Source organism: Paraburkholderia sp. RL17-368-BIF-A, from assembly GCF_046054045.1.
GTDB lineage: Bacteria > Pseudomonadota > Gammaproteobacteria > Burkholderiales > Burkholderiaceae > Paraburkholderia > Paraburkholderia graminis.
Genome location: NZ_JARESN010000009.1, coordinates 1 through 26,934 on the forward strand (window position 1 = coordinate 1; position 26,934 = coordinate 26,934).

Genomic DNA, 26,934 nt, shown 5'->3' on the forward strand with positions numbered 1-26,934 from the left:
CGCTCGAACCCGACAAATGGGCCCGCATTTCTGGCACGCTCAGCGCCCGTATCTGCAGCCCGGACAAATACACCTACGGCTATCTGAATGCCGCCGGCTATTACACCGTCCGTCTGGATGCGGATTTCGGCAACTGGCCCAAGGGTGCTGAGAGCGTACCGCTGCGGCTTGCAAAGCCGTTCGCGGGCAAGCTGCAAACCGGCATGCACTTCGTCGCGCTGGACAACGACGAGGCCGTGATTGCCTTCCGGGACGGCGACCCGAACAAGCCCGAAATCACCGCGTTCCACCATCACAGCCAGGCGCGCGACCTGGTGACGAACGACCGGCGCTGGCTCTCACGCAACGTGATCCGCACGCAGGCGAACAACAAGCTGCGCATGGAGGACTGGGAAGGTCAGGAAGGCATCAAGCTGAGCACCGAGCATTCGGGCAAGTCGCAACTCAATCTGGGTTACCTGGTCAACAGCAAGCTCGAATATCGGGGCGAAGGCTATGAGTTGAGGTCATCGGGCTGGGGGGCGCTGCGCGCGGGCAAGGGCATCATGGTCACGACTTATGACCGCCCCGGCGCGAGCGGCAGGCAACTCGACATGCAGGAAACCCTCGCGCAGCTTGAGAGCGCGCTGGAACTTGCAAAGGCACTCGCTGCGTCCGCCAGCAGCGCAAAGGCCGAGCCTGCCGACACGGACGCGCAGCAGCAGATGAAGGAGGCTTTCGACGGCCTGAAGAAGCCGGGGCTGCTGATGAGCACGCCTGCATCAATGGCTATCGTCGCGGGCGACGGCGTGCAGTTCGCGGCGCAGGAAAGTATCTCAACCGTTGCCGGCAAGAACGCCGACTGGAGCGTGGCGAAACGCTTCACGGTTGCGGCGGGCGAGAAGATCTCACTGTTCGCGCAGAAGCTCGGCATCAAGATTTTTGCGGCCAAAGGCCCGATTGAAGTGCAGGCACAGAGCGATGCCATGTCGCTGATCGCCGCACAAGACCTGACGATGGCAAGCGTCAACGGCACAGTGCGCATCAGTGCGAAGAAGGAACTCACGCTCGAGTCAGGCGGCGCGTTCATCCAGTTGAAGGACGGCAGCATCACCCTGGGCGGGCCGCTCGATCTTTTCCTCAAGTTCATCACGATCCAGAAAAAAGGCGCGCAGAGACTGTCAACCGTGGTTCCGGCACTGCCGCAATCCACCGGAACGTTCGACGAGGCTTTCGTCGTGCATTGGGCGGGCTCCGAAGTTCCGGTCGCCAATACACGTTATCAGATGTTCTCCGAGGGCAAGCTGATTGCCGAAGGTACAACCAATGAGTATGGCGAAACGTCGCTGGCGCAGAGTCATGTACCGCAAGGCGTTTCGATCCGGTTGAAGGGCAACTAAAAATGGCAGATCAAGAGAAGGATGTGGGCTACGCAGAGTCGTACATGACACTGAAGTCATACACGAAGCGCGCTCGCGTGGAGCGTACTGTCTGTGACGATCATGTACCGCCTGCTGCGGATTCGATAATCGGGCATTGCGAGTACTACTACCGGCCGTTGCAGTGCGAATACACGGAGACAGTCGAGAAGGTCACTGCGGGCAGTGCCTGGGCCACGGTGAAGGCGTTTGCCACGTCCTGGAATCCGTGGACCGACAAGGAAGTTTCTGCACGCCTGCTGCGCCAGCGGCAAACGCTAATCCAGCCCGACTGCACGGCCTCCGACTGGTCCCGGCATAGCAACTTCATGATGCGGCACATCGGCTGCGGGCATAAGCCGCCCAGCTATTACGTCAGCTATGGTTACTTTTACTGTTCTAACTATGGCGCGAAATTGAAGCCAACCTTATCCAAAGATGGGCAGGAGTGGCTAGACAATGCGAGGTTCTACCTCCAAAGAAACATGGAAAGAGGACTTGCGCAAAACATGCAGGGAAATGCAATCCAGATGCGCAGTGTAAAGCCGGGAAACGGCAGTTTCACAATGGCGGCTCCTCGATACAAGCTTGAACTGGACAGTGACATGTTCAGGAGCTTCGCGTTCAAGACACATCCGCTCGCCTACCTTGACGGCGGGCTGGCCGGTTTGCAGCTTGCGGACATGACGAAGATCACGGGCGGCCCCGCGTTGGAAGAATGGGCCGACTGGCGAACTTACGAGCAGGTATGGGACAGCGGCAAGGTCGTTGCACGCAAGGTCATCGGCGATGCATGGGATGCCACGAAGGCCGATATTGACGACCCGGTGAGCAAGGCGCTGGGGCGGCTGATGGGCGGGAAGTGACATGCGGATGCCCAGGCGCAGGACATTCATTTTCGGCAGCCTTCTCCTGGCCGCCATCGCAACTTACGGATATCACAGCATGACGAACCCAGGCTGGCAGACCATTTCAACGACGTTCATGAAGAACGACAAATCATACGGGGGCGGCAATGCCCGGATAAACGGCAACGATGTTATCAGTCTCAAGATTGCTGATCCGGAAATTACGTTCAAGCCCGTTAGTCAGCGGAAAGATCCGGAATATGCGGAACCTACTGAAGCCTGGATGAACAACACAGCGGAAACCCTCAACCGCAATACCGTTAGTTTCTTCCGCGGTACGATCGACGGAGGGCTGAGACGCTACTTCCTGCAGCCGGGACAGGACGCGTCCTGGTGGTATTCGAAGGACTGGAGCACGCAGTACATCAGCACGGACTGGATGGACTACAAGGCTGCTGAGGCGACGAATGACCTGTCACCGCATATCACGAAGCTCTGGCGCTCGCGCGACGGCGGCAAGAACTGGACACAGCTTGACTGGCCGGAGAACCGCAATATCGGCCAGCTACTGTTCCTGGATCCTGACCGGGGGTACGCAGTTGGCTGGGGACCGCGCGTCTGGCGCACAGCGGATGGCGGGCGCACGTGGAAAGCAATTACGGTTTCGCTGCACGCAACGGAAGACGACGCGCCGCGAAAGACGTTTGACGCCGTGGACCTGGGTCCGGACGGCACGCTGCGTGTTGCCTACTACGTGCCGCAAGAAATGGAGGATGTGCAAGCTGAAGCCATGGTGGAGCGGCTGAATTGGGATAGCGACGCGTTCGAGCCTGACGTGAAGCTTCCCGGTCAGATAATCGTTTCACTCCAGACCGAGCAGGTGCTGCCCGATGACGCCTATGCGGTCTATGCGCTGTCGCGGATTGGGCCGCCGAGAGACTTCATCAAGAACCCAAACGAGAATGGCCACCGGACCGGCGCGCTATCGGCATGGGGCAATCGCGGCAAGCAGACGGCCGAACAGATCCATACCTTCGATTCACGCCTGATGCTGGACGGACTCAGCGTGGGCAAGCGCGGCGTACTACTCGTGTATGCGACCGATGCCACCGGGGAAGGCGCGCCGCGCGACATTACGCTTGCCAGCAGGGACTACGGCAAATCCTGGACCGAGACCAACGACGGCATTACGCAGGGCGTCTATTTTGACGCTGCGACAAACACACAGTACGGCCTGTACGCCTATACGCTGAAAAAGCGGATCTGGTAGGCGTCGGCGTGGCTCTGTGCCTGGTGGTTGCTACCCCGCGGGCCGTGCGCCGTCACCGCGCGTCCACTGATATTGCCCCTGACACAAACTCATCGGCCATCACTATCTCCTGTACCTACTGCATGCGCGTCGGCTTCTGAACATGAGACAGCTATCAAGCAACAAAGCCCGGCGCATGGCCAGGCTTCGCAGATACTTTGTCAGCAGCAGTCCGAGAACGGCACGCCTCAGCCTGCCGTCCCCCCTTCAAACCCCACCCACACACATATACTTGACGACCACATAATCGTCGATGCCATAGTGCGAGCCTTCGCGCCCCAGACCCGACTGCTTGACGCCGCCAAACGGCGCCACTTCGTTCGAAATCAGTCCGGTGTTGATCCCCACCATGCCGTACTCGAGCGCTTCCGCGACGCGCCATACGCGCCCGATGTCGCGGCTATAAAAGTACGACGCAAGACCGAACTCGGTATCGTTCGCGAGCCGGATTACTTCGTCGTCCGATGAAAAACGGAACAGCGGCGCGAGCGGCCCGAAGGTTTCGTCGCGCGCCACTTTCATCTCGGGCGTGACATCCGCGAGCACGGTCGGCTCGAAGAAGCCGTGACCGAGCGCATGACGCTTGCCGCCCGTGAGCACGCGCGCGCCTTTGGCGAGCGCGTCCTCGATATGCGATTCGACCTTGAGCACAGCCGCTTCGTTGATCAGCGGACCTTGCGTGACGCCCGCCTCGGTGCCGCGGCCCACCTGCAGTTGTTCGACGGCGGCGCGCAATTTGTCGGCGAAGGCATCGTAGACCTTGTCGTGCACGTAGAAGCGGTTCGTGCACACGCAGGTCTGGCCGCTGTTGCGATACTTCGACGCAATCGCGCCGGCCACGGCGGCGTCGAGATCGGCGTCGTCGAAAACGATGAACGGCGCGTTGCCGCCCAGTTCCAGCGATACCTTCTTCACCGTCGGCGCGCACTGCGCCATCAAGAGACGCCCGACCGGCGTCGAGCCCGTGAACGACAGCTTGCGCACGATCGGATTGCCGGTCATTTCCGCGCCGATCGCTTTCGGCTCGCCCGTCACCACATTGAACACACCGCGCGGCACGCCCGCGCGTTCCGCGAGCACGGCGAGCGCAAGCGCCGAGAGCGGCGTGGCTTCGGCCGGTTTGACGATGATCGGGCAGCCCGCCGCGAGCGCCGGGCCGACCTTGCGCGTAATCATCGCGGCCGGGAAATTCCACGGCGTGATGGCGGCGCACACGCCGACCGGTTCCTTCGTCACGACAATGCGCTTGTCGCTCGCGGGCGTCGGAATCGTGTCGCCATTCACGCGCTTGCCTTCTTCCGCGAACCATTCGAGGAACGACGCGGCGTACTGGATCTCGCCCTTGGCCTCGGCAAGCGGCTTGCCTTGCTCGGTGGTGAGAATCAGCGCGAGGTCGTCGGCGTTCTCCAGCATCAGGTCGTGCCATTTGCGCAGGACCACCGCGCGTTGCTTCGCGGTGCTTGCCCGCCATGCGGGCCACGCGGCGTTCGCCGAGTCGATGGCGCGGCGCGTTTCCGCCGCGCCCATGCGCGGAACCGTCGCGATTACCTCGCCGGTCGCGGGATTCACGACGTCGAAGGTCGCGCCGTCGTCGGCGCCTTGCCATTCGCCCGCAATGTACGCGGTGGTCTTCAGCAGGGACGGGTCTTTCAAAGTTAGCGTGGTCATCGGTCGATTTCCTCAGGCTGCGACAGCAACGCTGTCCTTGATGACGTCCTCGAGAATGGCGAGCGCCTCGTCGAAGACGGCGTCCTGAATCGTCAACGGAAACAGGAAGCGCACCACGTTTGAATAAACGCCGCACACGAGCAGCAGCAGGCCGCGTTCGAGCGCGCGCGCCTGCACGCGCTTCGTGAAGTCCGCGTCCGGCTCCACGCTGCCCGGCTTGCAGAACTCAACGGCCACCATGCCGCCAGGGCCACGCACATCGGCGATTTGCGGCGCATCTTTTTGCAGTTCGATCAGCTTGGCCTTGACGCGATCGCCGAGAACGACGGCGCGCTCGCACAGCTTCTCTTCGTCGATGATGTCGAGCACCGCATGCGCCGCCGCCAGCGCGAGCGGATTGCCCGCGTACGTGCCGCCGAGTCCGCCGGGCGCCGCGGCGTCCATCACGTCGGCGCGGCCGATCACGCCCGACAGCGGCATGCCGCCCGCGAGGCTCTTTGCGACCGTCATCAGGTCAGGCACGACGTCGTAGTGATGCATCGCGAACAGCTTGCCGGTGCGCGCGAAGCCGGTTTGCACTTCATCGGCGATCAGCAGAATGCCGTGCTCGTTGCACAGCTTGCGCAGCGCGCGCACGAACTCGGCCGGCGCGGGATAGAAGCCGCCTTCGCCCTGAACCGGTTCGAAGATGATCGCGGCCACGCGCTTGGGATCGATGTCGGCCTTGAACAAAAAGTCGATGGCCTTCAGCGAATCGGCGGTGGTCACGCCATGCAACGGATTCGGAAACGGCGCATGGAACACGTCCGACGGGAACGGCCCGAAGCCGAGCTTGTACGGCGCGACCTTGCCGGTCAGCGCCATGCCCATCAGCGTGCGGCCGTGAAAGCCGCCGGTGAAGGCGATCACGCCCGGACGCCCGGTCGCGGCGCGCGCGATCTTGATCGCGTTTTCGACGGCTTCGGCGCCGGTCGTGAAGAAAGCGGTTTTCTTCGGATGATCGCCGGGCGCACGCTCGTTGAGCTTTTCCGCGAGCTCGACATACGACGCGTAGGGCACGATCTGATACGCGGTGTGCGTGAAATGATCGAGCTGGTCGCGAATCGCGGCCACGATCTTCGGATGACGATGGCCCGTGTTGCACACGGCGATTCCGGCGGCGAAGTCGATGAAGCGGCGGCCTTCCACGTCCCAGAGTTCCGCGTTTTCGGCCCGCGCCGCGTAAAAATCGCACATTACGCCGACGCCGCGCGGCGTGGCTGCGTCCTTGCGGCTCTTCAGTTCTGCGTTCTTCAGGTTCATCACGTGGCTCCTCGCTGTCGGCGGACGCCGCGCGGCAAGGCGCGGCACATGCAGCGACTATAGTGAGATTTGGCTCTGAGCTTCAGAGCCATTTCTATAAAAATGTAGGAGCCAATTTGGCCGGCGAGCGGATTCACCGGGCGCGGCGGATTTGCGTCAGATGCGAATCAGCACTGCCCCGAGCGTAACAAGCGCGCACGCCACGATGCGCCGCGCGGTCAGCTTCTCGCGCATGAACAGCCAGCCGATCAGCACCGCGAAGATCGAGCTCAATTCGCGCAGCGCGGAGACCATCGCGATCGGCAGATAGCGGTAAGCCTCGATGATCAGGCAATACGCGGACAACGCGAGCGCGCCCGACGCGATGCCCTTGAACACCACCGCGCGGCCGATGAACAGCCCCTTCGCCCCGCCGCGCCAATGCCACGCGAGCAGAAACTGCGGCACGTTCCAGATCAGATAGACCCACATGATGTAACTGAGGCCATTGCCCGCGACGCGCGCGCCGATTCCGTCGACAACCGAATAGGTCGAGATGAAAAAGCCCGTCAGCAGCGCGAACGGCACGCTCTCGCCGGAGAAGCGCATGCCGCGCCGAAACGCGAGCGAAACGATGCCGCACGACACCAGCGCGACGCCGATCGCCGCGAGCGGTTTCAGCGATTCATGAGCGAACACGAGCGCGCCGACGAACACCAGCATCGGCGACAGGCCGCGCGCAATCGGATAGATCTGGCCGAAGTCGCCGCTTCGATAAGCGCGGATCAACGCGAGCAGATAGCCGAACTCGAGCACCACCGACGCGAAGATATACGGCCACGCGGCAGGCGCGGGCATCGGCAGGACGATCACGCCGACCGCGCTCACGGCGAGGTAAGGAATCGCCATCATGCCGAGCAGCCAGATGCGGTCTTCCGACAGATGCAGGAACGCATTCCACGTCGCGTGGAGCAGCGCCGACAGCAGGACCAGCAGGACGACGACGGTTTCCATGGAAGGCGAGAACGGGCCAAGGGTTAGCTGGCCCGACTCCGGCCGCAAGCCCGTGATTATTCCAGCAGAACGCGCGACGCGATGAGTGGGCGACTAAAGCAAAGGGGCTTTATGGGGCGAAAATCGCAAATTTGTGGCACCGAAAATGACGGGCGAATGACGGCCAAATGACGTCCGTGTGACGGCGTTTCACATCTGCTCAGCCGTCATGCTGGCTGACTTGCAGCCAGGCTATATTGCGTCATTCGCCGTGCCGTCCCCGACCTCCCGCACTCCTCGCGACGCCCACATGCAGCCTTTGAGCTTCCTTCCCGACACCTTTGCGGAGTACGAAGATCTCAAGACGATCCTCGATCAGGGCAGCGCGAGCTTCGCGATCCGCACGGTCTGCGAGACGACGGTGCGCGGCCGGCGCTTCGGCGTGCATACCGCGAGTATCGGCTCGACCGATCCGCAGGCGCCGGCCATCGGCTTCTTCGGCGGCATTCATGGGCTCGAGCGAATCGGCTCGCAACTCGTGCTCGACTACATGCGCGCGCTGCTTGCGCGGCTCGAGTGGGACGAACTGCTCGTCCGCCAACTGCAGTCCATTCGCCTCGTGTTTATGCCGATCGTCAATCCCGGTGGGATGTGGGCGGCCACGCGCGCCAATCCGAACGGCGTCGACCTGATGCGCAATGCGCCGCAAAACGCCGACGAACGCGTGCCGCTGCTCGCCGGCGGCCAGCGCGTCGGCGCATGGCTGCCGTGGTATCGCGGACGCCGCGGCGGTCCTATGGAAGCCGAGGCCGCGGCGCTGCTTCAGGTGGTCGAAACGGAACTGGCGGCACGGCCGTTGAGCATCGCGCTCGATTGCCATTCGGGCTACGGCTGGAGCGACAGCATCTGGTTTCCGTACGCACGCACTCGCAAGCTGATGCCGCATTTGCCGGAAATGTACGTGCTGAAAACGATGTTCGAGCGCTCGCATCCGCATCATGGCTACACGTTCGAGCCGCAAAGCCATCAATATCTGCTGCACGGCGATCTTTGGGACTTCGCGTACGACCGCGCGCCCGCACCCAACGTCTTTCTGCCGATGACGCTCGAACTCGGCTCATGGCTGTGGATCAAGAAGAACCCGTGCCAATTGTTTTCGCGTCAGGGCTTCTTCAATCCGGTGAAGGCGCATCGCACGGCGCGCGTGTTGCGGCGTCACGCGAACCTGCTGGATTTTCTGGCGCGCGCGGCTTTCTCGTCGCAGCGCTGGCTGCCGCAAGGCAATCGCCGCGAGCAATTGCTGCAAAGCGCGATCGATCATTGGTACGAGGCGCACACGGCATGAGCACGTGGATTTTGCTGCGCGGCCTGACACGCGAGACGCGTCATTGGGGACGCCTGCCCGACGTGTTGCGCGAAGCCACTGGCGGTGCGGCGCGCCTACTGCTGCTCGATCTGCCCGGCAACGGCGAGTTCGCGCACTTGCGTGCGCCGTCGACGGTCGCCGCGATGGTCGACTTCGCGCGCGCGGCTGCGAGGCAACGAGGCGCGACGGGCCCGTTCAACATACTGGCGATGTCGCTCGGCGGCATGGTCGCGACCGCCTGGGCGCAGCGGCATGCCGATGACATCGAGCGGCTCGTGCTGATCAACACGAGCATGCGTCCGTTCAGCCGCGTGCATGAGCGGCTGCGTCCGTCGGCGTGGCCGCGTCTCGTGACAGTTGCTACGCATTGGCACGACGCGACGCGCGCCGAGACTGTTATTCATCGGTTGACGTGCAATAACGCCGACACGCTCCAGGCCGATCTTGAATCATGGGCCACGATTCGCCGCAGCGCACCGGTGAGCCGCGGCAATGCATGGCGGCAACTGTGGGCGGCGGCGCGCTTTACCGCGGACGCGGCAAAACCGGCTTGCCCGCTGCTGCTTCTGTCGTCGCGCGACGACCGGCTCGTTGATCCCGCATGTTCGGCAAGGCTCGCGGCGGCGTGGGGCGCGCCGCATCGCGAGCATGCATGGGCCGGTCACGATCTGCCGCACGACGATCCCGCGTGGGTCGCCGAGCAAATTCGCGCATGGCTTGCCCACGAAACCGTCGAGAGCACGGCCACGCGTTAAGCCGCGCTAAGCCAGCCGCGTTAAGCCGCAATTGCGCGCTTGCAGCATAAGCCGAGGCAGCGGGTATAACCTAACTCGCGGCGCCGGTCGCCCTGCTGCATGCAGGTGCATAATCGTTCCTCAGACGATGCATCCGATCCGGGCAATTCCCACATTGCCGCCAACCGGGGGAGTTCATCATGCAAGCAAAGAACGAAGAAGCCGTCACGCACTTGCTGAACGATGTCGTCGAGTTTGCACGAGCGCGCTTGCCCGAGCCGGCGTTTGACATCGTCGAACCGTTTTTGCGGCACTACTACGATTTCGTCGACGCCGACGATCTGCAAAGCCGCTCCATCCCCGATCTGTACGGCGCCGCGCTCGCGCACTGGCAGACCGCGCAGCGCTTCGTGCCGGGCAAGGAAAGGCTGCGCGTCTATAACCCGATTCTCGAACAGCATGGCTGGCATTCCGATCACACGGTGATCGAGATCGTCAACGACGACATGCCGTTCCTGGTCGACTCCGTTTCGATGGCGGTCAACCGCCAGGGACTTGCACTGCATTCGGTCGTGCATCCGGTGTTTCGCATCTGGCGCGGCGCCGATGGCGACATCGCGCGCGTGACGCAAGGCGCCGAAGAAGCCGCCGACACGCGCTCGCAACTGGCCTCGTTCATTCACTTCGAAGTGGACCGTTGCGGCGACGCGGCAAAGCTCGACGCGCTGCGCGACGACATCGCGAAAGTGCTGCGCGACGTGCGCGCCGCGGTGGAAGACTGGCCGAAGATAGTCGAGCTCGCGCGCGTCACGATCAAAGGCATGAAGGTCGGCGAGAGCGGACCGGATGCGATGGAAGCGCGTGCGTTCCTCGAATGGATGGTCGCCGATCATTTCACGTTTCTCGGCCAGCGCGACTATGAACTGGTGCAACAGGGCACAGACTACGGCTTGCGCGCGGTGCCCGGCTCGGGCCTCGGCATCATGCGCGACGAATTGCGCGCAAGCGCTGACGGCGCGGCGGCCGCATCGGAAGTGACCGTATTGCCTCCGGCCGCTGCCGAAATCATTTCAAGCGCGTCGCCGATCTTTCTCACCAAGGCCAACTCGCGCGCGACCGTACATCGGCCCGGCTATCTGGATTATGTCGGCATCAAGCTGACGGGCGCGGACGGCAAGGTGATCGGCGAGCGGCGCTTCATCGGGCTTTACACATCCACCGCGTATTTTTTGTCGGCGGCGGAAATTCCTATCGTGCGGCGCAAATGCGCAAATATCGTGAGACGCGCCGGATTCTTGCCAAAAGGTCATCTCGCGAAATCGCTCGTGACGGTGCTCGAAACCTATCCGCGCGACGAACTCTTCCAGGCCGACGAAAACCAGCTCTACGATACCGCGCTCGGTGTACTGCGTTTGCAGGAACATCAGCGCACGCGTCTTTTCGTGCGGCGCGATCGCTTCGACCGCTTCGTGTCGTGCCTCGTGTTCGTGCCGCGCGACAAGTACAACACCGATTTGCGGCAACGTATCGCCAATCTGCTCGCCGACGCCTTCAACGGAGCCAGCGTCGAATTCACGCCGCTGCTTTCGGAATCGACACTCGCGCGGATTCACTTCGTGGTTCATGCAAAGCCGGGCGGCATGCCGCGTGTCGACACGCGCGAACTCGAAGCGCGCCTCGTGCAGGTCGCGCGCCGCTGGCAGGACGATCTTGCCGATGCACTGCTCGACGCATTCGGCGAAGAGCAGGGCAACCGTCTGTTGCAACACTACGCGGATTCGTTTCCGCCGGGCTATCGCGACGACTATGCCGCGCGCACGGCAGTACGCGACATCGAGTTGATCGAACGCGTGCAGGGCAGCGAGCGGCTCGCGATGAACCTCTATCGTCCGATCGAAGCCGGGCCGCGCGCGTTCCGCTTCAAGGTGTATCGCGCGGGCATGCCGATCGCGCTGTCGCGCAGCTTGCCGATGCTCGAACATCTCGGCGTGCGCGTCGATGAAGAGCGGCCGTATCTGATCGAGGCGCTCGGCTCGACGCCAGCATGGATTCACGACTTCGGCCTGGAACTTGCCGACGACGCGGAGTTCGACATCGAGCGCGTGAAGGACCTTTTCGAAGACGCGTTCGAGCAGGTCTGGACCGGCGCGATAGAAAGCGACGACTTCAACCGCCTCGTTCTGCGTGCGCAATTGAGCGCGCGCGAAGTGACGATACTGCGCGCGTATGCGAAGTATCTGCGCCAGGTCGGCTCCACGTTCAGCGACGCGTATATCGAGCGCGCGGTGACCGGCAATCCCGCGATCGCGCGAATGCTGGTCGAATTGTTTGTCGCGCGCTTCGATCCGGCGCATGGCGGCACGCGTGAAGCGCGCATCGAGAACTTGATGAAGACGATCGACGGCGCGCTCGATCAGGTTCCGAATCTCGACGAAGACCGCATCCTGCGGCAGTTTCTCGGCGTCATCAAGGCGACGCAGCGCACCAACTATTACGTGTTCGATACGGATGGCAAGCCCAAGCCGTATCTGTCGTTCAAGTTCAATCCCGCGCAAGTGCCCGGCTTGCCCGAGCCCAAGCCGATGTTCGAAATATGGGTCTATTCGCCGCGAGTTGAAGGCGTGCATTTGCGCGGCGGACGTGTCGCACGCGGCGGCTTGCGCTGGTCCGATCGTCGCGAGGATTTCCGCACGGAAGTGCTGGGTCTGATGAAGGCGCAGATGGTGAAGAACGTCGTGATCGTGCCGGTCGGCTCGAAGGGCGGCTTCGTCGTGAAGAACCCGCCGCCGCAAAGCGAGCGCGATGCCTGGATGCGCGAAGGCATTGCCTGCTATCAAACGTTTCTGCGCGGCCTGCTCGATCTGACCGACAACCTGGCGGGCACAACCGTCGTGCCGCCGCGCGACGTGGTGCGGCACGATCCCGACGACCCGTATCTGGTCGTCGCCGCCGACAAAGGCACGGCCACGTTCTCCGACTACGCGAACGCGATCTCGCAGGAATATGGCTTCTGGCTCGACGACGCATTCGCGTCCGGCGGTTCGGTCGGCTACGACCACAAGAAGATGGCGATTACCGCGCGTGGCGCGTGGGAGTCGGTGAAGCGGCACTTCCGCGAAATGGGCGTCGATACTCAAACGATGGACTTCACGGTGGTCGGCATCGGCGATATGTCGGGCGACGTGTTCGGCAACGGCATGCTGCTGTCGCCGCATATCAGGCTCGTGGCCGCGTTCGATCATCGGCATATTTTCCTCGACCCGAATCCCGATCCGGCGACGAGTCTTGCCGAGCGCGGGCGGCTCTTTCTTCTCGACCGCTCGAGTTGGGCCGACTACGATCCTTCGCTGATTTCAGCGGGCGGCGGCATATTTGCGCGCACCGCCAAGACGATTCCGTTGTCGCCCGCGGTGCAGTCGGTGCTCGGTATCAGTGCGCCGGCGTTGTCGCCCGCCGAACTGATGCGCGCGATTTTGCAGGCGCCCGTCGATCTGCTTTACAACGGCGGCATCGGCACCTACGTGAAGGCGACGCGCGAAACGCATCTGCAAGTGGGCGACCGCGCGAACGATGCGATCCGCGTCAACGGCGCCGAATTGCGCTGCAAAGTCGTGGCCGAGGGCGGCAATCTCGGGCTCACGCAACTCGGCCGCATTGAATTCGCGCAGCGCGGCGGGCGCATCAATACGGATGCAATCGACAACTCCGCTGGTGTCGACTGCTCGGACCACGAGGTCAACATCAAGATCCTGCTCGGACTGGTCGTGGCCGACGGCGAGATGACCGACAAGCAGCGCAATGCGCTGCTCGCCGAAATGACCGACGAAGTCGGCCTGCTCGTGCTGAAGGACAACTACTATCAGACGCAGGCGCTGTCGATTGCAGGCCGTTTCGGCGTCGAACTGCTCGATGCGGAAGCTCGCCTCATGCGTTTTCTCGAACGCGCGGGCCGCCTGAATCGCGGGATCGAGTTTCTTCCTAGCGACGAAGACGTGGCCGAGCGGCAAGCCGCCAAACAAGGACTCACCACGCCGGAGCGCGCAGTGCTGCTCGCGTACAGCAAGATGTGGCTGTACGACGCGCTGCTCGATTCGCCGGTGCCGGAAGATCCGCTCGTCAGCGACATGCTGATCGAATACTTTCCGAAGCCCTTGCGCCAGCGTTTCAGCGAGCCGATGCAGCGGCATCCGCTGCGTCGCGAGATCCTCGCGACGCATCTCACGAACGCACTCGTGAACCGCGTCGGCTGCGAGTTCGTGCACCGGCTGATGGAGGAGACGGATGCGCGACCTGGCGACATCGTGCGGGCCTGCATCATGGCGCGCGATGTGTTCGACCTCGATCACGTCTGGCACAGCATCGACGCGCTCGATAACCGCGTCGCCGACGACGTGCAGGCACGCATGTTCGTCGAAGTCGCGCGGCTCGTCGAACGTTCGGCGTTGTGGTTCTTGCGGCATCTGTCGTCGCCGGCAGTGAATGGCGACGACGTGACGGATCTGCTCGCGCGTTGCCGCGACGCCGCGCAGCGTCTCGCGCCGCAATGGCCCGCGCTGTTGCCGGCCGCGGATCTCGAAGCGCTGTCCGAACGACAACGCGTGCTGGTGGATGCGGGCGTCGACAGTGACCTCGCGGTACGCATCGCCAGTGGCGAAATCTCGGCTGCGCTGCTCGACATTGCGGAAGTCGCATCGACGTGCGAGCGCAAACTCGAACTCGTGGCGGGCGTTTATTTCGCGCTCGGCACGCTGCTGAATTACCACTGGATCAGCGAACGCGCGGCCGCGCTGCCCGCGCCGTCGCACTGGGACATGCTCGCGCGCGCATCGGCATTGGCGGAACTCGCGCGCCTCAAACGCGCGCTCACCACGAGCGCGCTCGCCGGCGCAGACGACTCAGCCGCGCCCGACACGCTGGTTCATGCCTGGCGCGACAGGCGCGGCGCACAACTGGAACGCTATGCGCGTTTGCTTGCCGATCTGCGCGCCACGGGGGGCGCGAGTCTGTCGATGCTGCTGGTGATCGTGCGCGAGATGGCCGCGCTCGAGAGGGCATGAGGGTTGCGTGGAGAGTGCGTTGACGGCGCGGCGCAACACATGGCGCGCCGCTGTTGGACATGCTGTGCGGCATGGCCATAATACGCATTCCCGGAAGCCGAAAGCCTTTCGCAAATTGAACAACGCCCTCGATAACGATGAAAGAAGAATCGCCGAAAGCCATTATTTATGCGCTGGCCGCCAACTTTGGTATTGCCGTTTGCAAGTTCGCTGCCGCTTCATTCACCGGTTCCGGCTCGATGTTCGCCGAAGCCATTCACTCGACCGCCGACTGCGGTAATCAATTGCTGCTGCTGTTCGGCCTGCGTCAGGCACGCCGGCCGGCGAGTCCCTTGCATCCAATGGGCGGCGGCCGCGAGATCAACTTTTATTCGCTGCTCGTCGCGTTACTGCTGTTCTTCGTGGGCGGCGCGTTCTCGGTCTATGAAGGCGTGCATCGGCTGATGGCGCGCGAGCCATTGCAGTACGCGTATGTCGCGCTCGTGGTGCTGGGCGTGTCGGTGGTGCTCGAGGCGTTTTCACTGTGGGGCGCGCTGAGGGAAATCCGCCGCGTGCATCCTGAGAAAAACATCTGGCGATGGTTCAGGGAAACGCGCGAGTCGGAACTACTGGTAGTCGCTGGCGAAGATATTGCCGCGCTGGTGGGCCTCGCGATCGCGTTTGCCGCGGTGCTGCTCACGCTCGTGACCGGCAATCCTGTCTATGACGCGTTTGGCTCCATCGCCGTCGGCTTGCTGCTGATGGTGATCGCGGGACTGGTGGCGCGCGAGGTGAAGTCGATGATCGTCGGCGAATCGGCGAGCCCCGAAGTGCGCCGCGCCATCGAGGCGCATTTGCGCGCGCGCAGCGAAATTCGCGGCATCATCAATATGATCACGCTGCAATGGGGACGTCACGTGGTGGTCGCGGTGCAGGCCGAGATGATCGACTACGCGAGCGGCCGCGCGATGGTCGATGCGATCAACATCATCGAGGCCGATTTGCAGGCCGCTTTTCCGCAAGTACGCTGGGTGTTTTTCGAACCGGATGTACCGCGCGCGTGATTTTCCTTTTTCTGGTGCACGCGACTGGCGACTCGCCACTCGCGGAGAGCTTCGTGCGATTAACGTGATCGACGTGTCGTGTAGTGGACAATAATTTCGTCGCATCTATACTTCTTCCGGCTTGAAGCGGCACTCTCCCCAACTGCATCACAAGCAAAAAGGAAGATCACGATGCTGACTCGCACATTGGGCGCGCTATCCGTCATTGCACTCGCGGCATGCGCAGCCTTTACTTCCGGACCCGCAAGCGCGGACGACAGCGACGCTTTCTCGCATGGCGACGGCGGCTCGCGCGGGCGGCCGGTCAAGGTGATGATCATCTCGATGTTCGGTCCCGAGGGCCAGGTGTGGCTCGACAAGCTCGGACCGTGGCGCGATATTCCGGTGGACGGCTTGTCGCCGGATTATCCGGCAGTGCATTGCAACCGCCAGGACGTCTGCGTGATGACGACCGGCATGGGGCACACCAATGCCGCGGCGTCCATCATGGCGCTGACGTTCTCGCCGCGTTTCGATTTGCGGCATACGTATTTCATGGTCGCGGGCATTGCCGGCATCGATCCTCAGCAGGGCACGGTGGGCTCGGCGGCGTGGGCGAAATATCTCGTCGACTTCGGCATTCAATGGGAAATTGACGGGCGCGAAATTCCGGCCGGCTGGAACACCGGCTATCTTGGGATCAATACAAAGAGCCCCTCGGAAAAGCCGCCGCTCGATTACCGCACCGAAGTATTCCAGCTCAATACGCAACTCGCCGATACGGCATTCGCTTTATCGCGCAACGTTGTGCTTTCGGACAATGCGCAGGCGCAGGCTGCGCGCGCCAAGTATTCGTACGCGCCGGCTAATCGTCCGCCGACGGTCATTCAATGCGATACGCTCGCCGGCGACACATGGTGGTCCGGCACATTGCTCGGGCAACGCGCTCGCGACTGGACCAAAATATTGACCGATGGAAAGGGCACGTATTGCACGACGCAGCAGGAAGACAATGCGACGTATGAAGCACTGAAACGCGCGGCTTCGGTGCATAAGGTCGATTTGAACCGCGTGGCTGTAGTGCGTGCGGGCTCGGATTTCGACCGCCCTTATGACGGACAGACGAGCGCCGATAACTTGCTCAACTACTCAGCACAAGGCGGCTTTACGATTGCGCTGGAAAACCTGTATCGCTCGGGCAATCCGCTTGTGCAGGACATTGTCACGCACTGGGGCGAATGGCGCGAAGGCGTGCCGAAGCGCTAATCCAATGATTGCAACAAGGGCCGCCCGATGTGAACTGCGGCCCTTGTTGCAATGGCGCGGCGCATTAGCGTTGCGGCGCGCGATACGGCGTCCATACTGCGGAGTCGGTGTTCCAGTGGTCGAGTTCCGATGGTGTCATGGTGTACTCCTTTATAAAGTGCTGAAGTCTGTTTGGCTCGCCGTCATCGGCATTAATCCGGATGGCTAACTATTGCAGCGAGCTTCTTGTTGCATTGCTGAGAATTTACTGACCGTTTGCCACGCGGGTGACATCGCCATTCGCGCCTTCTTGCAGCGCGATACGCGCGGCTTGCGTCTGGCCGATCAGGCCTTTGTTCGGATACGTCGTGCGATTGAGCGAAGGCAGCGAGCCGTCGCGATAGGCGGCGACCAGTTCGGCCTGCACTTCGGCGCGCGTCTTGCCGCCCGTCGCCGTCGTCGAGGCGGTGGGTTGAGTCTGATAGCTGCCTGCGTGGCCGATGCCGTTGCTCTGTGCGAATACCGGCGCGCTCACGAGCAGCGAGAGAGTAAGACCTGCGAGAAGATTGCGTTTCATGATTCACTCCTGTCGATTCATTTGCAGCACGACGGGTGCTGCGACAGGGTGAAATGTAGACTTCGAGCGAGCGCCGATAAATTGCGCTTTCGCGAAATGAATTGTCGCGATTCCAGAACAATCGAACGACAAGCCTTATAAACACAGGCCGAAACAACAACCGCGGCATTAGCGCCGCGGTTGGAATTCACTGTTTCACTATCTGCACTTCAATTGAGTTGAGTCACGCGACCCATTCGGATATAACCGGTGTGTCGAGTGCCGGAGCGGACTCGCGTTCTTCGAGCGTGCGCTTCGAGCAGGTTGCGTCGAGCGTGCCGCGGCCACTCAGTAGTGGGCAACGGTCGAACACTTCCGCAATCCAGTCTACGAAAACACGGACTTTAGGCGACAGATGCCGACTGTGCGGATAGACTGCCGAAATAGGCATCGGCAAAGGCTTCATCTCGGGCAGTACTTCTACGAGTTGGCCCGCACGCAAATGCGGCAGCACCATGAAGAGCGCCGGCTGAATCAGGCCAAAACCTTCCAGCCCGCAGGTCACGTAGGCATCGGCGTCGTTCACCGACACAATGCTCTTCATTTTTACTTCAACCTCTTTACCATCAACCAGGAATGCCCAATCGAGCGTGCGTCCCGTGCGGCTCGAGAAGTAATTGACTGCTTTGTGATTTTCCAGGTCCTCGAGCGAAGTCGGCATGCCGGCCCGTTCGATGTACTCCGGCGACGCACACGACACGCCCTCGAAGAGGCCGATCCGTCGCGCCACCAGCGAGGAATCCTGTAGCGCGCCGACGCGCACCACGCAATCCACGCCTTCCTGCAGCAAGTCGACCGGCCGGTCCGACAAGCCGAGTTGCAGATCGATGTCCGGGTAGCGCTTGTGGAATTCACATAGTTGTGGAATCACCAGCAGGCGGCCAATCGAACCCGGCATGTCGATGCGCAGCTTGCCGTGCGGCTTTTTATTGCCGCTCTGAAAACTGGCCTCGGTCTCTTCCACGTCCGCGAGGATGCGCACGCAGCGTTCGTAGTACGCCGCGCCGTCCGGCGTGAGCGACAGGCGCCGCGTCGTGCGGTGCATGAGCCGTGTGCCGAGGAACGCTTCGAGGTTCTGAATGATCGTGGTAACCGATGCGCGCGGCAGGTCGAGCGTTTCAGCCGCGCGAGTAAAGCTGTTTGTGTCGACGACACGCGTGAACACTTGCATGGCCTGAAGCCGGTCCATTGCAAACCTCCAGAAGGGGCAGGCGTACTGAGCAGGATTCGAATCCGCCGAGCAATCGGTTCGATTGTTCAGAGGGGCCGAATTGTGTTGCCGGATTATAGGCATTTATTTACGAGTCTGCCGAACCCACAATTCGCACCATTGAAGTTCTTTGCGCATTGCGCGGCTCGACATGGAAGCATTCAAACCGCCGTACTCATTTGTGCCCGCCGGCATTGCGCCGGCCGGGGCCGACAGCACGGCACTGGAAGTCACTGACGTACAGATAGAAGGACACGCGCAGGACATCACATTGCGTTTGTATCGGCAGCCGAAGAAAACCGCACTGCCAGTACTGCTTTATTTTCACGGCGGCGGTTTTACGAAGGGGTCGATCGATCAGGCCGACTTTGCGTCGCGCTATTTCGCAGAACATTTACCTGCATTGGTGGTGTCGGTCGGTTATTCGCTCGCGCCGCAGTTTCCATTTCCGGCCGCGCCCGAAGACGCACATCGCGCGGCATTGTGGGTGCAGACGCGGGCGCGTGCATTTGGCGGCAATAGCAGGAAGGTTGGCGTAGCCGGCCATGACGCGGGCGGTCAATTGGCCAATTGCCTCGCGTTCATCGCGCGCGATCGCGGCGACGTGCAAATTTCCGCGCAAGCTTTGTTCGGGCCGATGCTGGACCCGAGTCTCACGCGCCTTGGCGATGAAAAGCGCCTCGGCTCGGACATCACGGCAAGAGAATGCGCGGCCTGTTATCGCGCGTACTTGCCGCAGGCGTCGCAACGCATGCATCCGTATGCGGCGCCGCTGGAATCGTCGCGGCTCGCCGGCTTGCCGGCCACGCTGATTGCGACGGCGCAAAACGACGTGCTGCATGTCGAGGCGGAGAAATACGCGAGCAGTCTGATCGACGCCGGTGTGCTGACCCAGGTGGTCCGCTATCCAGCCGTCTCGCATGCGGCGCTCGCCGATCATCCGCCCGCCTTGCAGGAGGCAGTGCGATTTTTTCAGTGGCGCTTCGATGCGCGCGCCCATCGCTGAAACAGAAACAAGCAGAACTTTAATCAACGATACCGGGAGCTACACATGACCATCCTTCCTCTTTCCCGCCGCCGCGTGGCGGTTGCCACACTAGCGGTACTCGTGCTGGCCGGACTCGGCACATTCGGCGCAATTCGCGTGGACGCGAGTTCGCCTGCCGCCCCGACCATCGTGCCGGAAGTCGATGTCGCCACCGTGGTGCAAAAAACGATCACCGACTGGCAGAGCTATTCGGGCCGTCTAGAAGCGGTAGAAAAAGTGGACGTGCGTTCGCAGGTGCCAGGCACCATCGTGTCCGTTAACTTCAAGGACGGCGCGCTCGTGAAGAAAGGCGACACGCTGTTCGTGATCGACCCGCGCCCGTACGCGGCTGAAGTCGCGCGCGCGGAAGCGCAGCTCGCGGCCGCGCAGGCGCGCACGGGCTACACGCAAAGCGATTGGGAACGCGCGCAACGCCTGATCACCGACAACGCGATCGCCAAGCGCGACTACGACGAGAAGCAGAACGCCGCGCGCGAAGCGAGTGCGAACCTGAAGGCCGCGCAAGCCGCGCTCGAAACCGCACGCATCAATCTCGGCTATACGAAGATCACGGCGCCGGTATCGGGCCGCGTATCGCGCGCGGAGATCACGGTGGGCAACGTCGTGTCGGCAGGTGCGGGCTCGTCGCCGCTGACCACGCTCGTGTCGGTATCGCCGATCTACGCATCGTTCGACGCGGACGAACAAACGTATCTGCAATACCTGCGTCGCGCGAAAGACGGCGGCAAGGTGCCGGTGGAACTCGGTCTCGCGGATGAAAGCGGCTACTCGCGCAGCGGCACGATCGAGTCGGTGGACAACCGTCTGGATACGTCGTCGGGCACCATCCGCGTGCGCGCGCGTTTCGACAACCAGGACGGCACGCTGATTCCGGGCCTGTATGCGCGCGTGAAAGTGGGCGGCAGCGAACCGCATCCGGCGGTGCTGATCGACGACGCCGCCGTCGGCACCGACCAGGACAAGAAGTTCGTGCTGGTGGTCGACCAGAACAATCACGTCGTGTATCGCGAGATTTCACTCGGCGATATGCAGGGCAATCTGCGTGTCGTGAAGGGCGGCCTGAAACCAGGCGACCGGATTGTGGTGAACGGCGTTCAGCGCGTGCGGCCCGGCGATGCAGTGCGCGCGCATATGGTGCCGATGACGACCGACCAGGACCCGAACAGCGCGCCGCTCGCGCAGCAGCGCGCCAAAGCGGACAAGAACTCGTGAGCGTTCGCGCCGCGGCATTGAACGCGCGGCGCGTGCTCCAACCGCTTGCTCCAAACATCAAGAGCTTCCAATGAACATATCCAAATTCTTCATCGATAGGCCGATTTTCGCGGGCGTGCTATCGGTATTGGTTCTGCTGGCGGGCGTGATTTCGCTCTTCAAGCTGCCGATCTCCGAGTACCCGGAAGTGGTGCCGCCGTCGGTCGTGGTGCACGCGCAGTATCCGGGCGCCAATCCGAAAGTGATCGCGGAAGCCGTCGCTTCGCCGCTCGAAGAGCAGATCAATGGCGTCGAGAACATGCTGTACATGCAGTCGCAAGCAAATAGCGACGGCAATCTCACGCTGACGGTCACCTTCAAGCTCGGCACGAACCCGGACCTCGCGACCCAGCTCGTGCAGAACCGCGTGAACCAGGCGTTGCCGCGTCTGCCGGAAGACGTACAGCGGCTCGGCGTGACGACCATCAAGAGCTCGCCTACGCTCACCATGGTCGTGCACCTGATCTCGCCGAACGACCGCTACGACATGACGTATCTGCGCAATTACGCGGTTCTGAACGTGAAGGATCGTCTCGCGCGGATTCAGGGCGTGGGCCAGGTCCAGTTGTGGGGTTCGGGCGACTACGCAATGCGCGTGTGGCTCGATCCGCAGAAGGTCGCGCAGCGCGGTTTGACCGCGACCGAAGTGGCTAACGCGATTCGCGAGCAGAACATTCAGGTGGCGGCCGGTGTGATCGGCGCATCGCCTTCGGTGCCGGGCACACAATTGCAATTGTCGGTGAATGCGCGCGGCCGTCTGAAGACCGAGGACGAATTCGGCAACATCATCGTGAAGACCACGCCCGATGGCGGCGTGACCTATCTGCGCGACATTGCGCGCGTCGAACTCGCGGCGTCGGAATACGGCCTGCGTTCGCTGCTCGACAATAAGCCGGCCGTTGCGCTCGCAATCAATCAGGCGCCGGGTGCGAATTCGCTCGCGATTTCCGATGAAGTGCGCGCCGCGATGAAGGATCTCGCGCAGGACATGCCCGCGGGCGTCGAATACAAGATCGTCTATGACCCGACGCAGTTCGTGCGTTCGAGTATCGAGGCGGTCGTGCATACGCTGCTCGAAGCCATCGCGCTGGTGGTGATCGTCGTGATCGTGTTCCTGCAGACGTGGCGTGCGTCGATCATTCCGTTGATCGCCGTGCCGGTGTCGATTGTCGGCACGTTCTCACTGCTGCTGGCATTCGGCTTCTCGATCAATGCGCTGTCGCTGTTCGGCATGGTGCTCGCAATCGGCATTGTGGTGGACGATGCGATCGTCGTGGTGGAGAACGTCGAGCGGAACATTGAAAACGGACTCAGTGCGCGCGATGCGACGTACAAGGCGATGCAGGAAGTGAGCGGGCCGATTATCGCCATTGCGCTGACGCTCGTCGCCGTGTTCGTGCCGCTCGCGTTCATGACGGGTCTCACGGGCCAGTTTTACAAGCAGTTCGCGATGACCATCGCGATCTCCACGGTGATCTCGGCGTTCAATTCGCTGACGCTGTCGCCGGCGTTGTCCGCGATGCTGCTGCGCAGTCATGGCGCGAAGGAAGACTTCCTCACGCGCATCATGAACCGCCTGCTGGGCCGCTTCTTCAAGGGCTTCAACAAGGTGTTCCATCGCGGCTCCGAAGGTTATGGCCGCGGCGTGACGGGCGTGCTGCGCCGCAAGGGCGCGATGCTCGCGGTGTACGCGATCCTGGTCGGTGCAACGGTGCTGATCGCGCGTATCGTGCCGGGCGGTTTCGTGCCCGCGCAGGACAAGGAGTATCTGATCGCGTTCGCGCAACTGCCGAACGGCGCGTCGCTCGATCGCACCGAAAAAGTGATCCGTGACATGAGCGCGATCGCGCTGAAGCAGAAGGGCGTGGAAAGCGCGGTGGCGTTCCCCGGTTTGTCGGTGAACGGCTTCACGAACAGTTCGAGCGCGGGCATCGTGTTCGTCACGCTCAAGCCGTTCAAGGACCGCGGCGACAAGAAGCTCTCGGCAGGCGCGATTGCGGGCTCGTTGAATCAGCAATACGGCGCGATCAAGGATTCGTTCGTTGCGGTGTTTCCGCCGCCACCTGTGCTCGGTCTCGGCACGCTCGGCGGTTTCAAGATGCAACTGGAGGATCACGGCGCGCTCGGCTACGCGGAGTTGAACAAGGCAGCGGAGGCATTCGTGAAGAAGGCGGCGCAAACGCCTGAGCTTGGCCCGACCTTCTCGAGCTATCAGATCAACGTGCCGCAACTGAACGTGGATCTGGATCGTGTGAAGGCGAAGCAGCTCGGCGTGCCGGTCACTGACGTGTTCAACACGATGCAGATCTATCTGGGCTCGCTGTATGTGAACGACTTCAACCGCTTTGGCCGCGTGTATCAGGTGCGGGTGCAGGCGGACGCGCCGTTCCGTCAACGCGCCGACGACATCCTGCAACTGAAGACGCGCAACAGCGCGGGCGACATGGTGCCGTTGTCGTCGCTCGTCACGGTCACGCCGACGTATGGTCCGGAAATGGTGGTACGTTACAACGGCTATACGGCCGCGGACATCAACGGTGGACCGGCGCCGGGCTTCTCGTCGGGACAGGCACAGGCCGCGGCTGAGCGCGTGGCGGCGGAAGTTCTGCCGCATGGCGTGAAGCTCGAATGGACCGACCTGACGTATCAGCAGATTCTCGCCGGCAATGCGGGCTTGTGGGTGTTCCCGATCAGCGTGCTGCTCGTGTTCCTCGTGCTGGCCGCGCTGTACGAGAGCCTGACGCTGCCGCTCGCGGTGATCCTGATCGTGCCGATGAGCGTGTTGTCCGCGTTGACCGGCGTATGGCTCACGGGCGGCGACAACAACATCTTCACGCAGATCGGCTTGATGGTGCTGGTGGGCTTGTCGGCGAAGAACGCGATTCTGATCGTGGAGTTCGCCCGCGAACTGGAACACGACGGACACACGCCGCTGTCGGCGGCAATTGAAGCGAGCCGCTTGCGTCTGCGGCCGATTCTGATGACGTCGATCGCGTTCATCATGGGTGTCGTGCCGCTGGTGCTGTCGACCGGAGCCGGTTCGGAAATGCGTCATGCAATGGGGATTGCGGTGTTCTTCGGCATGCTCGGCGTGACGCTGTTCGGGCTGATGCTGACGCCGGTGTTCTATGTGGTGCTGCGTACGTTGGCCGGCGGGACGATTCATGTCGCGCAGAAGGATTCGCCGCGCATCGGCGCGCCGGTCACGGACGCCTGAGGAGAGAACAACAATGAAACGCTTTGAGATTTTGAGTGGATGGGGCCGTGCGGCAGCGAGCGGTTTGCTGCTCGCGCTGCTCGCCGCCTGCTCGGTTGAGCCCACGTACAAGCGTCCCGAAGTGGACACGCCGACCGCGTTCAAGGAAGCGCCGGTCGCGGCTTCGGGCGCGTCGGCTGCATCGGCTGCGTCGGGTGCATCGGGTGCGTCGGCTCAGGACACCGGTACGTGGAAAACCGCGCAACCCGCGGACGACGCGCATCGCGGCGAATGGTGGAAGATTTTCGGCGACCCGCAACTCGACGCGCTCGAAGAGCAGGCGGCTGCCGCGAATCAGGACCTGAAAGCGGCGGCAGCGCGTGTGCAGCAGGCGCGTGCGGTCACGCGTGCCGCGAAGTCGGACTGGTTTCCGAAGTTCGACGCGGGCTTCGGCCCGACGCGCGAACGTGCATCGGCGGCCTCGCAATTCCAGCCGGATAGCGTGGGCGGCACGACCGGCACCATTTGGCGCGCGCAGGTCGGTGCGTCGTATGAGGCGGATCTGTTCGGGCGTGTCGGTTCGAACGTGAACGCCTCGCGTGCGGACGAGCAGCAAAGCGAAGCGCTGTTCCGTTCGGTGCAGTTGTCGCTGCAGGCCGACGTCGCGCAAAACTATTTCCAGTTGCGCGAGCTCGATACCGATCAGGACCTGTACCGCCGCACGGTCGCGTTGCGTGAAGATACGCTGAAGCTCGTCGAGCGCCGCTTCAAGGAAGGCGACATTAGCGAACTGGATGTGTCGCGTGCCCGCAATGAACTCGCGAGCGCACGCGCCGACGCAGTAGGCGTCGCACGTCAGCGCGCGGCGTCCGAACACAGCCTCGCGATTTTGCTCGGCAAGCCGCCGGCGCAATTCTCGTTCGCCGAAGCGCCGCTCGTGCCGGTCGGAGTGCGCGTGCCGCCGGGGTTGCCTTCGGCACTGCTCGAACGCAGGCCCGATGTGTCGGCGGCCGAGCGCGCGATGGCGGCGGCAAATGCGCGCGTCGGTCTCGCGAAGTCGGCGTTCTTCCCGAAGCTCGACATTACCGGCGCATTCGGCTATGAGTCGGCCACGCTCGGCGATCTCTTCATGTGGTCGAGCCGCGCGTTCATTCTCGGGCCGTTTGCCGGCACGGCATTGACGCTGCCGCTGTTCGACGGCGGCCGGCGTAAGGCGAATCTCGCGCAGGCTCGTGCGAAATACGACGAGGACGTCGCGCAGTATCGTCAGCAAGTTCTCGTCGCGTTCCGCGAAGTCGAGGACAACCTGGCCGATCTGCGTCTGCTCGACGATCAGATGCGCGAGCAAAACAATGCCGTGCAGGCGTCGCAACGCGCGGCGCGTCTGTCGCGTACGCAGTACACCGAGGGCGCGGTGAGCTATCTGGACGTGATCGACGGCGAGCGGCAGGTGTTGAGCACGCAACTGCAAGCGAGCCATTTGCAGGGCACGCAAGCGGTCGCGACCGTCAACCTGATTCGCGCGCTCGGCGGCGGTTGGGGCGATGTGCCGGCGTCGGATACGGCCGTGGGCTCGGCTGCAACGCCGGCTGCACCTTCCGACCAACAGGTGGCAAAGCGCTAAACGCTTCGGTCTATTATTGACTGCTGTTGTAGAACCGGACCGCGCCGCAAGCGCGCTCCGGTTTTTTTTCGCAAATCTTTTTTCGCGCTTTCCTTTCGAAAATCCGTTCGTAGACCCGCAGGCATCGTGGCCTCTATGATGATTCGCACCTTGGCGCAGGCCGTCGATCTGACTCGCCGCGAATACATCACATCTTCATCAAGAGTCCACCATGCGCACTTTTCTTTTCAATGCGCGGCGCTTTTTCCGTGCGCCGACGCTCGCGCTTCTGAGCGCATTTGGCTTTGCACTTGCTTTGCCCGCGGCGCCCGCGTTCGCGGCGGATGCGCCGACGCTGAAGATCGGCACCGCGACGAGCCCGCAAATCGAAGCACTCAAAATCGCGGTGCGCGAGGCGAAAGAGCAGGGACTCGATGTAAAGGTGATCGAATTCACCGACTGGAATACGCCGAACGCCGCGCTCGCGAACAAGGACATCGACGTCAATTACTTCCAGCACATTCCGTTTCTCGAGAATGCAAAGAAGCAGGGCGGCTATAACTTTGTCGCGATTGCGCCGGGCACGATCATGAAGATCGGGCTGTACTCGAAAAAGATTAAACGCTTCGACGAACTGAAAGACGGCGCGACCGTGGCCATCGCAAACGATCCAGTGAACGGCGGGCGCGGCCTATTGCTGCTGCAACGCGCGGGGCTGATCAAGCTGACGCCGGGCATCGACTATCGCGCGACGACGCTCGACATTATCGACAACCCGAAGCATCTGAAGATCGTTCAGCTCGAAGCCTCGCAACTCGCCCGTTCGCTCGACGACGTCGACCTCGCGCAAGGCTACCCGAGCTTCATCAAGCTCGCAGGAACGACGGACCCGAATAGCGCGCTGCTATTCGACGGCCTCGAGAACAAGAACTACGCGATTCAATGGGTCGTGCGTCCGGAAAGCGCGAACGATCCGCGTATTCGCAAGTTCATTTCGATCTATCAGCATTCGCCGGCCGTGCGCGCCGCGCTCGATAAAGCGTTCGGCAATCTGTACGCAGTCGCGTGGTAAGGGGCGCTCGCGCGCCGG

The 26,934-nt window shown here is 62.3% G+C and carries 18 protein-coding genes; 13 read left to right on the forward strand and 5 right to left on the reverse strand.

Going from position 1 to position 26,934, the window contains the following annotated elements; all coding sequences use genetic code 11:
- The 3 genes from P0D87_RS16985 to P0D87_RS16995 form a co-directional block, all read left to right on the forward strand.
- On the forward strand, window positions 1-1,379 hold a 1,379-nt coding region (locus P0D87_RS16985; RefSeq protein WP_408636964.1), incomplete at its 5' end, for a DUF2345 domain-containing protein.
- 2 nt (window positions 1,380-1,381) lie between these two features.
- Window positions 1,382-2,263 (forward strand): hypothetical protein, encoded by an 882-nt coding sequence (locus tag P0D87_RS16990; RefSeq protein WP_053860072.1) that lies wholly within the window; start codon window positions 1,382-1,384, stop codon window positions 2,261-2,263.
- 79 nt (window positions 2,264-2,342) lie between these two features.
- A complete protein-coding gene (locus P0D87_RS16995; protein ID WP_053860819.1) occupies window positions 2,343-3,515 on the forward strand; it encodes a WD40/YVTN/BNR-like repeat-containing protein in 1,173 nt (390 codons plus the stop codon).
- Between the two features lie 246 nt (window positions 3,516-3,761).
- Here P0D87_RS16995 and gabD read toward each other — a convergent pair whose 3' ends face one another.
- From gabD to P0D87_RS17010, 3 genes are all read right to left on the reverse strand, one after another.
- A complete protein-coding gene (gene gabD / locus P0D87_RS17000) occupies window positions 3,762-5,222 on the reverse strand; it encodes an NADP-dependent succinate-semialdehyde dehydrogenase (protein ID WP_053860073.1) in 1,461 nt (486 codons plus the stop codon).
- A gap of 12 nt (window positions 5,223-5,234) precedes the next feature.
- Window positions 5,235-6,524 (reverse strand): 4-aminobutyrate--2-oxoglutarate transaminase, encoded by a 1,290-nt coding sequence (locus tag P0D87_RS17005; RefSeq protein WP_029970101.1) that lies wholly within the window; start codon window positions 6,522-6,524, stop codon window positions 5,235-5,237.
- A 156-nt stretch (window positions 6,525-6,680) separates the two neighbouring features.
- Entirely contained in the window at window positions 6,681-7,517 is an 837-nt protein-coding gene (locus P0D87_RS17010) for an EamA family transporter (RefSeq protein ID WP_053860074.1), read from the reverse strand.
- 289 nt (window positions 7,518-7,806) lie between these two features.
- On the opposite strand from P0D87_RS17010, the gene P0D87_RS17015 reads away from it, so the two are divergent.
- From P0D87_RS17015 to P0D87_RS17035, 5 genes are all read left to right on the forward strand, one after another.
- A complete protein-coding gene (locus tag P0D87_RS17015; RefSeq protein WP_053860075.1) occupies window positions 7,807-8,841 on the forward strand; it encodes a M14 family zinc carboxypeptidase in 1,035 nt (344 codons plus the stop codon).
- On the forward strand, window positions 8,838-9,617 hold the full coding sequence (locus P0D87_RS17020) for an alpha/beta fold hydrolase (protein ID WP_053860076.1): 780 nt from the start codon (window positions 8,838-8,840) through the stop codon (window positions 9,615-9,617). The genes P0D87_RS17015 and P0D87_RS17020 overlap by 4 nt, the downstream gene beginning before the upstream one ends.
- Window positions 9,618-9,796: 179 nt before the next feature.
- A complete protein-coding gene (locus P0D87_RS17025) occupies window positions 9,797-14,653 on the forward strand; it encodes an NAD-glutamate dehydrogenase (protein WP_053860077.1) in 4,857 nt (1,618 codons plus the stop codon).
- A gap of 137 nt (window positions 14,654-14,790) precedes the next feature.
- Window positions 14,791-15,696: a cation diffusion facilitator family transporter gene (locus tag P0D87_RS17030; RefSeq protein ID WP_006049441.1), complete on the forward strand. Its 906-nt coding sequence runs from the start codon at window positions 14,791-14,793 to the stop codon at window positions 15,694-15,696.
- A gap of 171 nt (window positions 15,697-15,867) precedes the next feature.
- Complete coding sequence (locus P0D87_RS17035) at window positions 15,868-16,941, forward strand: purine-nucleoside phosphorylase (protein ID WP_053860078.1); 1,074 nt, start codon at window positions 15,868-15,870, stop codon at window positions 16,939-16,941.
- Between the two features lie 244 nt (window positions 16,942-17,185).
- Here the strand turns inward: P0D87_RS17035 and P0D87_RS17040 are convergent, their stop codons facing one another.
- Window positions 17,186-17,497, reverse strand: a complete 312-nt coding sequence (locus P0D87_RS17040; RefSeq protein ID WP_006049439.1) for a DUF4148 domain-containing protein — start codon at window positions 17,495-17,497, stop codon at window positions 17,186-17,188.
- 223 nt (window positions 17,498-17,720) lie between these two features.
- Window positions 17,721-18,725 (reverse strand): LysR family transcriptional regulator, encoded by a 1,005-nt coding sequence (locus P0D87_RS17045; protein ID WP_006049438.1) that lies wholly within the window; start codon window positions 18,723-18,725, stop codon window positions 17,721-17,723.
- A gap of 172 nt (window positions 18,726-18,897) precedes the next feature.
- On the opposite strand from P0D87_RS17045, the gene P0D87_RS17050 reads away from it, so the two are divergent.
- The 5 genes from P0D87_RS17050 to P0D87_RS17070 all read left to right on the forward strand — a co-directional run bounded on the left by P0D87_RS17050 (window position 18,898) and on the right by P0D87_RS17070 (window position 26,916).
- Entirely contained in the window at window positions 18,898-19,752 is an 855-nt protein-coding gene (locus P0D87_RS17050) for an alpha/beta hydrolase (protein WP_029970114.1), read from the forward strand.
- A gap of 45 nt (window positions 19,753-19,797) precedes the next feature.
- Entirely contained in the window at window positions 19,798-21,006 is a 1,209-nt protein-coding gene (locus P0D87_RS17055; RefSeq protein ID WP_053860079.1) for an efflux RND transporter periplasmic adaptor subunit, read from the forward strand.
- A gap of 70 nt (window positions 21,007-21,076) precedes the next feature.
- A complete protein-coding gene (locus P0D87_RS17060; RefSeq protein ID WP_006052751.1) occupies window positions 21,077-24,262 on the forward strand; it encodes an efflux RND transporter permease subunit in 3,186 nt (1,061 codons plus the stop codon).
- A 13-nt stretch (window positions 24,263-24,275) separates the two neighbouring features.
- On the forward strand, window positions 24,276-25,865 hold the full coding sequence (locus P0D87_RS17065) for an efflux transporter outer membrane subunit (protein WP_053860080.1): 1,590 nt from the start codon (window positions 24,276-24,278) through the stop codon (window positions 25,863-25,865).
- A gap of 211 nt (window positions 25,866-26,076) precedes the next feature.
- Entirely contained in the window at window positions 26,077-26,916 is an 840-nt protein-coding gene (locus tag P0D87_RS17070) for a MetQ/NlpA family ABC transporter substrate-binding protein (RefSeq protein ID WP_053860081.1), read from the forward strand.
- Window positions 26,917-26,934 lie beyond the last annotated feature (18 nt).